Origin of the sequence: New Jersey aster yellows phytoplasma (genome assembly GCF_002554195.1) — a bacterium.
In the GTDB taxonomy this organism is placed as follows: domain Bacteria; phylum Bacillota_I; class Bacilli_A; order Acholeplasmatales; family Acholeplasmataceae; genus Phytoplasma.
In genome coordinates this window covers 25,070-37,509 of record NZ_MAPF01000056.1, presented here as the reverse complement: position 1 = coordinate 37,509, position 12,440 = coordinate 25,070, and the positions used below count along the sequence as shown (strand labels likewise).

Below are 12,440 nucleotides of genomic sequence, written 5' to 3'. Positions count from 1 at the left end.
GTAGAAAAGCTAAATAATGTTTAAAAATGATAAATTAATATGATACAAAATAATTATCTAAATTTGTTTATTTATAAGTTATTTACAAAATAATTTATTTATATTATTGTAATTTTACAAAATAATAATACAAAATAATAATTAAAGTAAAAAATAAATAAGAACAAAAAGTAAAAAAAGCTCAAAATAGATTGACAAAACAGCTTTTTTAAGATAAAATAAACTTAGGTTTAAAATTAATTTTTGCAATCTTTGGTATGATTATTAATTTTTTAAGCTTGATTAAATTGCTAATAATAATTTTTGGCAGTTATTAATTGGGTTTTGATTAACCTTTTATTTGTTGAAAAGTTTTATTATTAATTATAATAAATTCTACAAACAAACAAAATTACAAAGAAAGGATTTGATAAAATGGCTGTTCCTTTTAGACGCACCGGAAAAACGGCAAAAAGAAAAAGACGTACTCATTATAAGTTAAGTAATCCTGCTTTAGTACTTTGCAAAGAAACTAATGCTTTTACTTTGTCTCACAGAGTTACTAAAAATAGTGGTTATTACAAAGGAAAACTTATTTTAGAAAATAAACCTTCTAAAGCTCAAAAAACAACTGACAATTAATTTATCATTATTAGACAAATTATTTTGTTTAAATAATTTTTTTCTTAGACAATGATATTTTTTTCCTTATTGGATATTATTTTAATTTATAGTTTTGATATTATTTTTTAACTTATTTCTTGTTAATAACAAATTAAATAAATACTTACATTTAGATTAACTGTCAAACAAACAAAACTCAGATAAAAGAACAGAAAAATATAACGAAGATTTAAAAGCACTTAAATAAAAACAATTAACTAAAAAATATTATGCTTTTGTTTAGTTCTTGTTTTAGTTCTTTTAGTAAAAAGCACTTGTTGGATATTTCTGTTATTCCAAAACTAAAATCATTTTAAATAATTATAATTAAAAAATATATCTGGGGTATCAAACAAAACATATCTTCTTTATTAAGAACCACCATTTTTTTATTATTAAGTATATTTGGAATGATTGTTACTTTTTTTGATATATTCGTTTTTGAAAATCTAAATACTCAAAAAAGTTTTACAACAATATCTAGATTTATTTACAATCCAATACAAATACATTATCAAATTATATTTTATTATTACAACTTAATAAAACACAAATTTATACAAGTTATTTAAGATTTGTTATATTATTTATTATTTGGTTTTAATTATAAATATTTAATGGTTATATGCGTTTTGCAAAAACTAATCCTTTTAAACAGTTTTTTAAATTTGTTAAAAAAGTTATCATTAAATATAAAAAAAGAACCTTTTAATTAAATCATTTTATATTTTAATATAAAGATATTTGAATTAACTAATTATATTTTTTTAACAAACAAAAATTCAAAATAAATAAATCCTTTCATAATTTTGCTTATTTTAAACAGATTTTTTTATTTTAAAAAACATTATTAATTACTTTTTTAACTTTTGTAATTAAAATGACTTACAATAAAATCTTTTTTTAAGGTATAATAAAAAGGCTTGTTTTAAATATTTTTTCTTTTAATCCAAAAATACAAAACACTAATGTCAGTTGTCTAAGAAAAAAATTATTTAAGCAAAATATTTGTCTAATAGACAATATTTTCAAAAATTTCTAAAAAAGGAGAATATAAGTGAACAAAAAAGAAAAAGAAATTATCAAAATAATTCTAAGAGCCTATGACCATCATTTAATTGATCAAGCAGCTAAAAAAATTATTGATATTGTCTCTAAAACAGGAGTAAATATTGAAGGTCCAATACCTCTTCCTACCAGAAAAGAAGTATTTACTGTTTTGCGTTCCCCTTTCGTCAACAAAGATTCAAGAGAACAATTTGAACGACGCACTCACAAACGTTTAATTCAAATTATCAATCCCAATAAAAAAACAATTGAATCTTTAATGCACATTAGTTTACCAACTGCAATTGATATTTTGTTAAAAAAATAAACCAATAGAAAAAGCAAACATTCTAGACACTATTAATTTTAATATGAATAAATATTTATTTTTTAAAAATCATTTCATTTGGTTGAATCACAATTACAATTGCAATCAACTTTTTAAAATCACTTTAAAAAACTTTTTACAAACTTTAAAACTAAAATTAAAAAAGAAAGAGGAAGGACATGGCTCAAGGAATCTTAGGTAAAAAAATAGGAATGACTCAAGTTTTTAACGAACAAGGAGAATTAGTTCCAGTAACAATAGTAGATGTTGCAGCCAATGTTGTTTTGCAACAAAAAAACGTTGACCAAGACGGCTATCAAGCTACTCAAATAGGTTTTTGCGATAAAAGAGAAAAAAACACTTCTAAACCTATGTTAGGTCATTTTAAAAAAGCAACTACTGCCCCTAAGCGCTTCATTAAAGAAATTAATTTTAGTTCGGATGTCAACTCAAACCTAGCTAATTTAGTGGTAGGCGCGCTAATCACAAACGATTTATTTCAAGTAGGTGATTTAGTTGATGTAACAGGAACTTCCAAAGGTAAAGGTTTTGCTGGTTCTATTAAAAGGCACAACCAAAGCAGAGGTCCTGAAAGTCACGGGTCTCGTTATCACCGTCGTCCAGGTTCAATGGGTCCTATTAAAGGCAAATTAAAAGGTAAAAAACTACCAGGACACATGGGATACGAAACTGTTACTATTCAAAATTTAGCTATTCTTTCAATTGATACTGAAAAAAATTTATTCTTAATTAAAGGCAATGTCCCAGGACCTAATAAAGGTTTTGTAATGATCAAATCTGCTGTAAAAAAATTGACAAAGGAGCAAACGCATGCCAAAAATTAATATCCTTAATCAACAAGGCGACTTCGTTTCTGAAAAGGTTTTAGCAACTACTGTTTTTGACATTAAACCTAATCAACAAGTTTTATACGACGTTGTAAATGCTCAAAGAGCCGCAATGCGTCAAGGCACACACGCTACCAAAACTCGCGCTTTGGTAGCTGGCGGAGGTAAAAAACCGTGGAGACAAAAAGGAACTGGTCGTGCTCGTCATGGCTCCATTCGCTCTCCTTTATGGCGCGGTGGCGGAGTTACTTTTGGACCTTCCCCAAGAAATTATTCTGTTAAAGTAAACCAAAAAGTACGCATTCTAGCTCTAAAATCAGCTTTATCACTCCAAGTTCAAAATAATCAATTAGTAGTTTTAGACAACATTAATTTAGCAACTCACAAAACTAAAGATTTCCAACAAATGTTACAAAAATTAAACATCACTTCCAAATCCTTAATTGTAGTTACTCAAATGACAGAACAATTAGCTTTGGCTTCTCGCAATCTATCTTATATTACTTTAGAAACAGCTTCTCATGCAAGTGTTTATCAAATCCTTAATTGCAAACAATTAGTTCTAACTGCTGATGCTGTTAACTATTTTGAAGAGGTTTTGAAATAATGAATAAATACTATGATTTAGTTAAAGCACCAATCATTACTGAATTAACTAATAAATTGATCGAAAGACAAAATAAATACACCTTTAAAGTTGCCAAAACAGCTAATAAAGTAGAAATTAAAAAAGCTTTAGAAAGCATTTTCCAAGTTAAAGTTTTATCAGTTAACACTCGCAACGTTTTACCACAATTCAAAAGAAAAGGCAAATTTGAAGGTTATACTTCTGGTTATAAAAAAGCTATTTGTAAATTAGCTCCGGGACAAAAAATTAAAATCCTTGCTAATGAATAAACTCAAGCCCAACCAAAATAATGATTAACGATTAAAAAAAACAAGGCAGGTATAAATATGGCAATTAAAAAATATAAGCCTACCACAAATGGATGTCGCAATATGAGTGTTTCTGCTTTTTCAGAAATCACCACTCAAACTCCTGAAAGAAGTTTATTGGTATCTCATAAAGACCAAGCCGGACGCAACAATCAAGGTAAAATTACAGTAAGACATCGTGGCGGCGGCGTTAAAAGAAAATACCGTTTAATTGATTTTAAAAGAAACAAAGATAACATTGTTGGCAAAGTAGCTACCATTGAGTACGATCCAAACCGCAGTGCTAACATCGCTTTAATTCACTATGTAGACGGCGAAAAAAGATACATTCTTGCTCCTAAAGGACTTACAGTAGGGATGCAAATTGTCTCTGGTAAGGAAACAGATATTAAAGTTGCCAATTGCCTTCCTTTAATGAATATTCCAGTAGGAACCACGGTTCATAACATCGAATTAAAACCAGGCAAAGGCGGACAAATTGCTCGTAGTGCTGGTTCTTCTTGTCAAATTATTAGTAGAGAAGACAAATACGTACTATTACGTCTTCAATCAGGCGAAGTTCGCAAAGTGCTTGCAACTTGTCGTGCTACTATCGGAGAGATCGGTAACGAATCTTACAAACTAATTAATTACGGCAAAGCAGGCAAAAAACGTTTCTTAGGAATAAGACCAACAGTAAGAGGTTCTGCTATGAACCCGAACGATCACCCTCATGGCGGTGGTGAAGGTAGAGCTCCTATTGGACGCAAATCACCAATGACACCTTGGGGTAAAAAAGCTCGCGGGGTCAAAACTCGTGACCGCAAAAAAGCATCTAATGCTTTAATTATTAGGCGTCGTAAAAAATAAGGAGTTGTTAATATGCCACGTTCAGTTAAAAAAGGACCTATTGTTGCTAGCCATCTATTAGCAAAAATAGAAAAACAAAAAACTTAAAAAACAAAAAAGTGATCCAAACTTGGTCACGCAGTTCTACAATTACACCTATTTTTGTAGGACACAAAATCGCAGTTTATAATGGGCGCGAACATATTCCAGTCTATATTACAGAAAACATGGTAGGACATAAGTTAGGTGAATTTTCCCCTACACGCACTTACCGCGGACACAACAAAAAAGACAAAAAAATGCAAAAAAAATAAAATAATGGGAAGGAATAACTATGGAAACCAAAAACGCCAAAGCGATTGCTAGAAAAGTTTCAATCGCCCCTCGAAAAGCACGTTTAGTTGTTGATTTAATTCGAGGAAAAAATATTGCACAAGCTCAAGCCATTTTAACTTTTACCCCTAAAGTAGCTGCTCCCGTTATTTTAAAACTTTTAAACAGTGCTGTTTCCAATGCTGTTAATAATTTAAAATTAAACCGCGAACAACTTTATGTTAAAGAAGTTTTTGTCAACGAAGGTTTTCGTTTAAAACGTATGTTTCCAAGAGCTAAAGGTTCTGGCGATATGATTAAAAAAAGAACCAGCCACATTACTTTAGTAATAACTTCTAGCACAAACTTGCAAACATCAAAGGAGGAAGAACAAAGTGGGTCAAAAAACTAATCCTAACGGATTAAGATTAGGCATTATTAGAACTTGGGAATCTCAATGGTGTGTTAATGATAAAGAAATTCCTAATTTAATTAAAGAAGATTTTTTAATTCGTAAACTAATCAATAATTTTGCTAAAAAAAGCGCTATAAGTCAAATTGACATCGAACGCCTAAAAGAAAAAAATAAAAACCGTATCACTATTTCTGTTCACACCGCTAAACCAGGCGTTATTATTGGAAAAGACGGCGATACACGCAACAAATTAGTTGCTAAACTTAAAGAACTTACTCAAAAAGACGTTAATCTTAACGTTTTAGAAGTTAAAAACTCTGATAAAGTCGCTTTATTAATTGCTCAAAATATGGCTGAAAAACTAGAAAATCGTATGTTTTTCCGCCGTGTTCAAAAAATGGCAATCCAAAAAGCAATAAAAGCAGGTGCCAAAGGAGTAAAAACTTTAATTTCTGGTCGTTTGGGTGGTGCTGAAATAGCTCGAAGCGAAGGACATGCCGAAGGCAGAGTTCCTCTACACACTCTAAGAGCAGACATCGATTACGCTGCTGTTGAAGCTCACACTACTTATGGAGTTTTAGGAATTAAAGTATGGATTTTCCACGGTGAAGTTTTACCAGGACAAACCATTCTAGACACTAGAAAATTGTTTGCTTCGCAATCTTCTAATAACCCTAACAGGCGCCCTCGCAATTTCAAAGGAGGCAACAATAATCATGTTAATGCCAAAAAGAACTAAATATCGTCGTCCTCACCGCGTTAGTTTTGAAGGAAAATCCAAAGGTAAAAATGTTATTGCCAACGGAAACCACGCTTTGGTTGCCAAAGAAGGTGCTTTTATCACCAACAAACAAATTGAAGCCGCTCGTATCGCAATGACACGTTACATGAAAAGAACAGGAAAAGTGTGGATCAACATTTTCCCACATCTATCATTAACTAAAAAACCTTTAGAAGTAAGAATGGGTTCTGGTAAAGGTTCTCCTGAAGAATGGGTATCTGTGGTAAAAACAGGTAAAGTTTTGTTTGAAGTTAAAGACACCACTAATTCCTCCAAAGTAGAAACAGAAGCTTTAAGACTGGCGTCTCACAAACTACCGATTAAAACTAAAATCGTTAAAAAAGGTGCTGAAATATGAAAACTCAAGAAATTTTAAAATTAAATCCAGAAGAATTAGAAAACAAAGTAGACAAATTAAAGCAAGAACTGTTTGATTTGCGTTTTCAATTAGCTTTAGGCAAACTAACTAACACTGCCAAAATCAAAAAACTTAAAAAAACCATTGCTCGCATCAAAACCATCCTAACCCAAAAAAACAATCAAGCACAAACAGACTCTACCCCGACTTTTGTCACTTCCACTGTCAAACCTGTTTTAACAAAACCAACCCTAACCTCACAACCAACTACCCCTGATTTAGATGATGCTGTAGAAACTATCAAGGAGGAACAACAATAATGCAACGTAATTTTAGAAAAACTTTCGTAGGTAAAGTGGTTTCAGATAAAATGGATAAAACCATTACTGTTATTGTTGATATTTACAAAAAAGACCCTTTATATGGCAAAAGAGTGAAACAATCGAAAAAATTCCACGTCCATGATGAAAATCAAGAAGCCAAACCAGGCGATTTAGTTAATTTTATGGAAACAAGACCTCTTTCTAAAACTAAAAGATTTCGATTATTCAAAATTCTTTACCATTCAAAGAGTGCAAATTAAGGAGATTTTGAGATGATTCAACGAGAAAGTCGTTTAGTTGTAGCTGATAACAGTGGCGCTAAAGAAGTTTTAGTTATTGGCATTTTAGGAGGAACTCGTCGTAGTCATGTAAATATCGGAGATATTGTAGTAGTAACTGTTAAATCGGGTTCTGGTACAGTTAAAAAACATGACGTTCTAAAAGCTGTCATTGTACGCACCAAAAAAGGTCTAAGACGTAAAAATGGTTCTTACATTAAATTTGACGATAATGCTGTAGTACTTTTAAAAGAGGATTTAAATATTATTGGCACCCGTATTTTTGGTCCAGTAGTTAGAGAATTGAGTGATAAGAAATTTTCCAAAATAGTTTCTTTAGCCCAATTAGTTTTGTAAGGAGGACAGCTCAATGCGTATTAAAGTAGGAGAAACAGTAGCTATTTTAGCTGGCAAAGATCGTTTTGTAACAGACGAATCAGGTAAAAAAATGATTAAAACAGGCAAAGTATTAAAAGTTTTTGCTAAAACTCAAAAAATTATTGTTGAAGGTGTCAACATCAAAACCAAACACCAACCCCCTTCCCAAAACGAAGAAAAGGGCGCCATCGTTAAACAAGAAGCTCCCATTCATGTTTCTAATGTAGCTTTAGTAGACCCCCAAACACAAACTTCCACTAAAGTAGGAATTCGCATACAATCAGGTAAAAAAGTTCGTTATGCTAAAAAATCAAATCAAACATTAGACGAAAAAAATTAAGGAGGCTTTGCATCAATGTCAATTAAAAAAGAAAATACTCTAGACTATTCCAAAATCACTGCCACCCTAATGAAAACTTTTAATTATAAATCTGTTATGCAAGTCCCAAAAGTAGATAAAGTTGTTATCAATATGGGCGTAGGTGATGCTATTTTTAATGTTAAAGTTTTGGATGATGTAGTAGAAGAATTAAAATTATTAAGCGGACAAAGCCCTGTTATCACTAAAGCCAAAAAAGCTATTTCTAATTTTAAATTACGTGAAGGCATGCCAATTGGAGCTAAAGTGACTTTAAGAGGAGCCCGTAAAGAAGCTTTTTTATACAAACTAACTCGTTTAGTTTTACCCCGTGTAAGAGATTTTAGAGGTATTTCTGGCAAATCTTTTGACGGCAGAGGGAATTACGCTCTAGGATTAAAAGAACAAATCGTTTTTCCAGAAATTAATATCGACAAAGTTAAAAAAATTCGTGGCATGGATATCATCATTGTAACAACTGCCAAAAATAACACTCAAGCCAAAAAGCTTTTAGAGCTTTATGGTATGCCGTTTAAAAATTAAAGGAACTATTACTTATGGCTAAAAAATCCAAAATCGTAAAAGATCAAAAACAAAGAGAGCTAGTTTTAAAATATTCCAAACTTCGCTTAGAACTTAAAAAAAAAGCTGACTACGCTGGATTGTCTCAAATTCCTGCCAAAGCATCACCTGTACGTTTAAAAAACAGAGATTCTATTGATGGAAGACCACGCGGATACATTCGTAAATTCGGCATCTCCCGCATTAATTTTAGGCAGTTAGCTCATCAAGGTAAATTACCTGGAGTCAGAAAAACTAGTTGGTAAAGGTAAAAAGGAGGCTCAAACATGGTTATGACAGACCCTATTGCAGATATGCTGACACGTATTCGTAATGCCAATCAAATGTCACATTTAAAAGTGTTAGTACCTGCTTCTAAGTTAAAATTAGAAATTTTAGCAGTTTTAAAAAAAGAAGGTTTTATTAAAGATTTTTATCTACCTCAGTCATCTCGTGAAATAATTATTAGTTTGAAATATTCTCCCAACAAAGAAAGAGTCATTAAAGGCTTAAAAAGAGTTTCTAAACCAGGACTTAGAGTTTATGCATCAGCAGAACAAATTCCTAAAGTGCTTAATGGTTTAGGAGTTGCTTTGGTTTCTACTTCTAAAGGAATTCTAACAGACGCTCAAGCTCGCCTTTCTCAAGTTGGTGGCGAAGTTTTAGCTTATATTTGGTAATTAATTGCTAAATCAAAAGTATTTAAAGGAGATAAAGGAGAAAATTATGTCACGCGTAGGAAACAAAGCAATTGAAGTCCCTAATGCGGTTAAAGTTGATATCAAAGATAGAAATTTTATCTCAGTTGAAGGCCCTAAAGGCAAATTAGAATATCAATTCAATCACAGATTAATAATCACTAACGAAAACAAAGTAATCACAGTCAAACGACCTAATGATGAAATTTTTATGAAAAAAATTCACGGAACCACCAGAGCCTTACTCTCCAATATGGTAGAAGGTGTAAGCAAAGGGTTTCAAAAAACCTTAAAAATTGTAGGGTTAGCTTATCGTGCTCAAATTAAAGGTAAACAACTAATTTTATCTTTGGGTTTTTCTCATCCTGTAAGCGTTGCCATTCCTGATAATCTAGAAGTGGTAGTTAACCAAAACACAGAAATTGTTATCAAAGGAATTGACAAACAACTTGTCGGCGAATTTGCTGCCAAAAACGTAAAATTACGTAAACCAGAACCTTACAAAGGTAAAGGAATCCGCTACGTAGGACAATACGTTAGACAAAAAGCTGGGAAAAGCGCTAAAAAAACAAGAAAGGACTAAAAATAAGTTATGATAACCAAACAATCCTCTAACGCGCTTCGTAAAAAACGTCATCTTCGCCTTAGAAAAATTGTTTCAGGCACATCACAAAGACCACGTTTAAACGTTTTTAGATCTAATAAATTTCTTTATGTGCAAATAATTGATGACACCAAACAAACAACTCTATGTAGCGCTAATAGCAAAGAAGCCAATGTTTGGGGTTCCAACATCAAAGCCGCTGAAGCAGTAGGCGCTCTTATCGCTAAAAAAGCCTTATCCCAAGGCATTAAAAACGTTGTTTTTGATAGATCAGGGTATTTTTATCACGGTAAAATCAAAGCCTTAGCTGATGCTTGTCGCAAATCAGGCTTACATTTTTAAAGGAGAAAAACAAAATGAAAGCAATAAAGAAAGAATTTAACAAAAAAGCCGCTCTTTTAGAAGAAAAAGTTGTTAAAATTAATCGTATTACTAAAGTAGTTAAAGGAGGCGCTCGTTTTCGTTTTTCTGCTTTGGTAGTTGTTGGCGATAAAAAAGGGCAAATTGGGTTCGCCACCGCTAAAGCTAAAGAAATTGTAGAAGCTATTAAAAAAGCTTTAGAAAAAGCCAAAAAACAATTAGTTCGTATTCCTATTGTGGGAACTACTATTCCTCATGACACTATTGGACGCTTTGGAGCGTCTAAGTTTTTTTTAAAACCAGCTTCCAAAGGAACTGGAATTGTTGCTGGAGGAAAAGCTGCTAGAACTATTTTAGAATTAGTAGGCATTAATGATGTTCTTACTAAAACTTTTGGTTCGCGTACCTCTATTAACGTAATAAGAGCAGTAATGGATGGATTACAAAGTTTACGCACTAAAGAAGAAGTAGCTAAATTAAGAGGCATTAATTTAGCGAAAAAAGAACAATGAAATTAAAAATTACTCTTACCAAAAGTCTTATTGCTTGTCGTTTTAATCAAATTAAAACCGCTCACTGCCTAGGTTTAAAAAAAATTAACAATCAAGTTATTAAAGATGATACTCCAGCCATCCATGGAATGATTAAAACCATCAGTCATCTTGTTGTAGTTGAAAAAGTTTCTTATACAAAGGAGCAAAAATAATGTTACACACAATAAAACCAGTCACTAATGCTCGCAAGTCCACTAAACGTTTAGGACGCGGACCTGGTAGTGGCACTGGTAAAACTTCTGGTAAAGGTCACAAAGGACAATTAGCACGTTCAGGAAAAACTTTGCGTCCTGGATTTGAAGGCGGTCAAATTCCTTTTTTTCAAAGAATTCCTAAAAGAGGATTTCACAATTTTTCCCAAAAAAGATACGCTCTTCTTAACCTTAAAACTCTAGAATCCTTTCCTCAAGATACCGTTGTTACTCCTCAATTATTGTTAGAAAAAAAATAATTAAAGACCAATTATGTGGTATTAAAGTTTTGTCGCAAGGAACTCTCACTAAAAAATTATTAGTCAAAGCTTCAAAATTCTCCAAACAAGCTCAAGCAGCCATTTTAGCAGTTGGTGGAAACATAGAGGTAATTTAAAGATGAAACGTCAATTAAAATTAGTTTTAGGCAATCGTAAATTAATGTTTAAAATCTTTTTCACCTTATTTATTATTTCTATTGTTTGTTTAGGAACTTCTTGGCCTCTTCCTTTTATTAATTCTAAATCTCTTGATTTATCCAAACTTTTTGGGGTTTTTTCCATAAATGCTGGTACTCTTTTTGGATTGGGGATAACTCCTTATATTACTTCTTCCATTGTAGTGCAATTTTTGCAAAAGCTCCTTCCTATTTGTCGTGAATGGAAAGACCAAGGACAAATGGGAAAAAGCAAACTTAATCTTTTAACACGTAGTCTTGCCTTATTGTTCGCTTTTGGACAATCTTTTGCTTTTTTGAACAGTTATTCAAAACTTTTAGTTACATCAATAAGTACAAGCCAACTGTTTTTGTTAGCTTTAATTGCTACTGCAGGAGTTTCTATTTTAATTTGGTTTGCTGACCTTATCAATTCCAAAGGTATTGGAAACGGCACTTCTATTTTAATTGTTGTTTCGATGAGCCACAGCGTAATTAATCTATTTGCAAATTTGAACAAATCATATTTATCTCAAAATACTTTTTTAACTTTGAAAACTTTTAATTTTGCATGTATTGTTCTTTTACTTCTCTTATTCTTAATTTTTACTGTAGTTGTGCAAATAACATCTTTAAAAATACCTATCAATTATGCGCGCAATCAAGTGCAAGGCAAAAGCTACATTCCATTAAAAATTAATAGTGCAGGAGTTATGCCAGTTATTTTGTCATTTGCTTTATTGCAACCTTTCCAGATGCTAGCAGGATTTATTGGGAATGACAAGTTGACTAAGTATGTAAATTTGTTTACCAATACTAATTCTTCTAATAACCAAATTAACTTTTTTGCCATAGGTTTTTTAGTCTTGTTAGTAATTGTTCTTTCTTTTTTTCTGCTTTTATGAATGTTAATCCCGAAGATATTTCAGAACATTTATCTAAACAAGATGCCTATATTGCAGGTTTAAGACCAGGTGAACAAACTACTCGTTATTTAGCTAATACCTTATTTAAAATCACCGTTTTAGGAACTGTTTTTATTACTTCTCTTGTTGTAACGCCTATTCTTATGGAACATTTTTTAAGTTTGAAAGATATGAAATTAGGAGGAACCAGTTTGCTTATTATTGTTAGTGTAGCCCTTGAAACTATCCAACGCATCAAAGCTACTGCCAACAAAAAAGAATATCAAAAATTATTTTAA

20 protein-coding genes and 3 pseudogenes are annotated in these 12,440 nt (G+C 31.6%); all 23 read left to right on the top strand.

Annotated elements, in window-relative coordinates; translation table 11 throughout:
- Nucleotides 1-414 precede the first annotated feature (414 nt).
- The 23 genes and pseudogenes from rpmF to secY all read left to right on the top strand — a co-directional run bounded on the left by rpmF (nt 415) and on the right by secY (nt 12,440).
- The gene (rpmF, locus tag BBA70_RS02760; protein WP_011412804.1) at nt 415-621 is read left to right on the top strand and encodes a 50S ribosomal protein L32; all 207 of its coding nucleotides are present in this window, start codon (nt 415-417) and stop codon (nt 619-621) included.
- A 1,078-nt stretch (nt 622-1,699) separates the two neighbouring features.
- Nucleotides 1,700-2,017 (top strand): 30S ribosomal protein S10, encoded by a 318-nt coding sequence (gene rpsJ, locus BBA70_RS02755; protein ID WP_011412803.1) that lies wholly within the window; start codon nt 1,700-1,702, stop codon nt 2,015-2,017.
- A gap of 179 nt (nt 2,018-2,196) precedes the next feature.
- The gene (rplC, locus tag BBA70_RS02750) at nt 2,197-2,862 is read left to right on the top strand and encodes a 50S ribosomal protein L3 (RefSeq protein WP_011412801.1); all 666 of its coding nucleotides are present in this window, start codon (nt 2,197-2,199) and stop codon (nt 2,860-2,862) included.
- Entirely contained in the window at nt 2,849-3,472 is a 624-nt protein-coding gene (rplD, locus tag BBA70_RS02745; RefSeq protein ID WP_252861608.1) for a 50S ribosomal protein L4, read from the top strand. Before rplC ends, rplD begins: the two co-directional genes overlap by 14 nt.
- Complete coding sequence (rplW, locus tag BBA70_RS02740; protein ID WP_011412799.1) at nt 3,472-3,762, top strand: 50S ribosomal protein L23; 291 nt, start codon at nt 3,472-3,474, stop codon at nt 3,760-3,762. The genes rplD and rplW overlap by 1 nt, the downstream gene beginning before the upstream one ends.
- Nucleotides 3,763-3,819: 57 nt before the next feature.
- Nucleotides 3,820-4,650, top strand: a complete 831-nt coding sequence (gene rplB / locus BBA70_RS02735) for a 50S ribosomal protein L2 (RefSeq protein ID WP_011412798.1) — start codon at nt 3,820-3,822, stop codon at nt 4,648-4,650.
- Between the two features lie 12 nt (nt 4,651-4,662).
- Nucleotides 4,663-4,943 (top strand): annotated as a pseudogene (gene rpsS, locus BBA70_RS02730) (30S ribosomal protein S19).
- A gap of 20 nt (nt 4,944-4,963) precedes the next feature.
- Nucleotides 4,964-5,353, top strand: coding sequence for a 50S ribosomal protein L22 (rplV, locus tag BBA70_RS02725; RefSeq protein ID WP_011412796.1), 390 nt, complete (start codon nt 4,964-4,966; stop codon nt 5,351-5,353).
- The gene (gene rpsC / locus BBA70_RS02720) at nt 5,337-6,095 is read left to right on the top strand and encodes a 30S ribosomal protein S3 (RefSeq protein ID WP_011412795.1); all 759 of its coding nucleotides are present in this window, start codon (nt 5,337-5,339) and stop codon (nt 6,093-6,095) included. Before rplV ends, rpsC begins: the two co-directional genes overlap by 17 nt.
- Nucleotides 6,073-6,495, top strand: coding sequence for a 50S ribosomal protein L16 (rplP, locus tag BBA70_RS02715; protein ID WP_011412794.1), 423 nt, complete (start codon nt 6,073-6,075; stop codon nt 6,493-6,495). Before rpsC ends, rplP begins: the two co-directional genes overlap by 23 nt.
- On the top strand, nt 6,492-6,815 hold the full coding sequence (gene rpmC / locus BBA70_RS03985; protein WP_011412793.1) for a 50S ribosomal protein L29: 324 nt from the start codon (nt 6,492-6,494) through the stop codon (nt 6,813-6,815). Before rplP ends, rpmC begins: the two co-directional genes overlap by 4 nt.
- A complete protein-coding gene (gene rpsQ / locus BBA70_RS02705) occupies nt 6,815-7,078 on the top strand; it encodes a 30S ribosomal protein S17 (RefSeq protein WP_011412792.1) in 264 nt (87 codons plus the stop codon). Before rpmC ends, rpsQ begins: the two co-directional genes overlap by 1 nt.
- A gap of 12 nt (nt 7,079-7,090) precedes the next feature.
- Complete coding sequence (gene rplN / locus BBA70_RS02700; RefSeq protein ID WP_011412791.1) at nt 7,091-7,453, top strand: 50S ribosomal protein L14; 363 nt, start codon at nt 7,091-7,093, stop codon at nt 7,451-7,453.
- A 13-nt stretch (nt 7,454-7,466) separates the two neighbouring features.
- The gene (gene rplX, locus BBA70_RS02695; RefSeq protein ID WP_011412790.1) at nt 7,467-7,814 is read left to right on the top strand and encodes a 50S ribosomal protein L24; all 348 of its coding nucleotides are present in this window, start codon (nt 7,467-7,469) and stop codon (nt 7,812-7,814) included.
- Between the two features lie 15 nt (nt 7,815-7,829).
- Nucleotides 7,830-8,375, top strand: coding sequence for a 50S ribosomal protein L5 (rplE, locus tag BBA70_RS02690; RefSeq protein ID WP_011412789.1), 546 nt, complete (start codon nt 7,830-7,832; stop codon nt 8,373-8,375).
- 14 nt (nt 8,376-8,389) lie between these two features.
- A complete protein-coding gene (rpsN, locus tag BBA70_RS02685) occupies nt 8,390-8,659 on the top strand; it encodes a 30S ribosomal protein S14 (RefSeq protein ID WP_011412788.1) in 270 nt (89 codons plus the stop codon).
- Between the two features lie 21 nt (nt 8,660-8,680).
- Complete coding sequence (gene rpsH / locus BBA70_RS02680) at nt 8,681-9,073, top strand: 30S ribosomal protein S8 (RefSeq protein ID WP_011412787.1); 393 nt, start codon at nt 8,681-8,683, stop codon at nt 9,071-9,073.
- 46 nt (nt 9,074-9,119) lie between these two features.
- Nucleotides 9,120-9,674, top strand: coding sequence for a 50S ribosomal protein L6 (gene rplF / locus BBA70_RS02675; protein WP_011412786.1), 555 nt, complete (start codon nt 9,120-9,122; stop codon nt 9,672-9,674).
- Between the two features lie 9 nt (nt 9,675-9,683).
- Nucleotides 9,684-10,037 carry a 50S ribosomal protein L18 gene (rplR, locus tag BBA70_RS02670; protein ID WP_011412785.1) on the top strand — a complete coding sequence of 118 codons (354 nt, stop codon included), beginning with the start codon at nt 9,684-9,686 and terminating at the stop codon, nt 10,035-10,037.
- 14 nt (nt 10,038-10,051) lie between these two features.
- Nucleotides 10,052-10,567 (top strand): 30S ribosomal protein S5, encoded by a 516-nt coding sequence (gene rpsE, locus BBA70_RS02665; protein WP_041639888.1) that lies wholly within the window; start codon nt 10,052-10,054, stop codon nt 10,565-10,567.
- Nucleotides 10,564-10,761, top strand: coding sequence for a 50S ribosomal protein L30 (gene rpmD, locus BBA70_RS02660; protein ID WP_011412783.1), 198 nt, complete (start codon nt 10,564-10,566; stop codon nt 10,759-10,761). The genes rpsE and rpmD overlap by 4 nt, the downstream gene beginning before the upstream one ends.
- Nucleotides 10,761-11,197: pseudogene (rplO, locus tag BBA70_RS02655) on the top strand (50S ribosomal protein L15). The gene rpmD and the pseudogene rplO overlap by 1 nt, the downstream one beginning before the upstream one ends.
- A gap of 2 nt (nt 11,198-11,199) precedes the next feature.
- A pseudogene (gene secY / locus BBA70_RS02650) lies at nt 11,200-12,440 on the top strand (preprotein translocase subunit SecY).

Excerpts from the sequence above, each read along its gene's own strand:
- rpsH (WP_011412787.1), top strand. The coding sequence starts at position 8,681 with ATGGTTATGACAGACCCTATTGCAGATATGCTGACACGTATTCGTAAT.
- rpsN (WP_011412788.1), top strand. The coding sequence starts at position 8,390 with ATGGCTAAAAAATCCAAAATCGTAAAAGATCAAAAACAAAGAGAGCTA.
- rplW (WP_011412799.1), top strand. The coding sequence starts at position 3,472 with ATGAATAAATACTATGATTTAGTTAAAGCACCAATCATTACTGAATTA.
- rpsE (WP_041639888.1), top strand. The coding sequence starts at position 10,052 with ATGAAAGCAATAAAGAAAGAATTTAACAAAAAAGCCGCTCTTTTAGAA.
- rpmF (WP_011412804.1), top strand. The coding sequence starts at position 415 with ATGGCTGTTCCTTTTAGACGCACCGGAAAAACGGCAAAAAGAAAAAGA.
- rplV (WP_011412796.1), top strand. The coding sequence starts at position 4,964 with ATGGAAACCAAAAACGCCAAAGCGATTGCTAGAAAAGTTTCAATCGCC.
- rplD (WP_252861608.1), top strand. The coding sequence starts at position 2,849 with ATGCCAAAAATTAATATCCTTAATCAACAAGGCGACTTCGTTTCTGAA.
- rplF (WP_011412786.1), top strand. The coding sequence starts at position 9,120 with ATGTCACGCGTAGGAAACAAAGCAATTGAAGTCCCTAATGCGGTTAAA.
- rplC (WP_011412801.1), top strand. The coding sequence starts at position 2,197 with ATGGCTCAAGGAATCTTAGGTAAAAAAATAGGAATGACTCAAGTTTTT.
- rplN (WP_011412791.1), top strand. The coding sequence starts at position 7,091 with ATGATTCAACGAGAAAGTCGTTTAGTTGTAGCTGATAACAGTGGCGCT.
- rpmD (WP_011412783.1), top strand. The coding sequence starts at position 10,564 with ATGAAATTAAAAATTACTCTTACCAAAAGTCTTATTGCTTGTCGTTTT.
- rplR (WP_011412785.1), top strand. The coding sequence starts at position 9,684 with ATGATAACCAAACAATCCTCTAACGCGCTTCGTAAAAAACGTCATCTT.
- rplB (WP_011412798.1), top strand. The coding sequence starts at position 3,820 with ATGGCAATTAAAAAATATAAGCCTACCACAAATGGATGTCGCAATATG.
- rpsQ (WP_011412792.1), top strand. The coding sequence starts at position 6,815 with ATGCAACGTAATTTTAGAAAAACTTTCGTAGGTAAAGTGGTTTCAGAT.
- rplX (WP_011412790.1), top strand. The coding sequence starts at position 7,467 with ATGCGTATTAAAGTAGGAGAAACAGTAGCTATTTTAGCTGGCAAAGAT.
- rplP (WP_011412794.1), top strand. The coding sequence starts at position 6,073 with ATGTTAATGCCAAAAAGAACTAAATATCGTCGTCCTCACCGCGTTAGT.
- rpmC (WP_011412793.1), top strand. The coding sequence starts at position 6,492 with ATGAAAACTCAAGAAATTTTAAAATTAAATCCAGAAGAATTAGAAAAC.
- rplE (WP_011412789.1), top strand. The coding sequence starts at position 7,830 with ATGTCAATTAAAAAAGAAAATACTCTAGACTATTCCAAAATCACTGCC.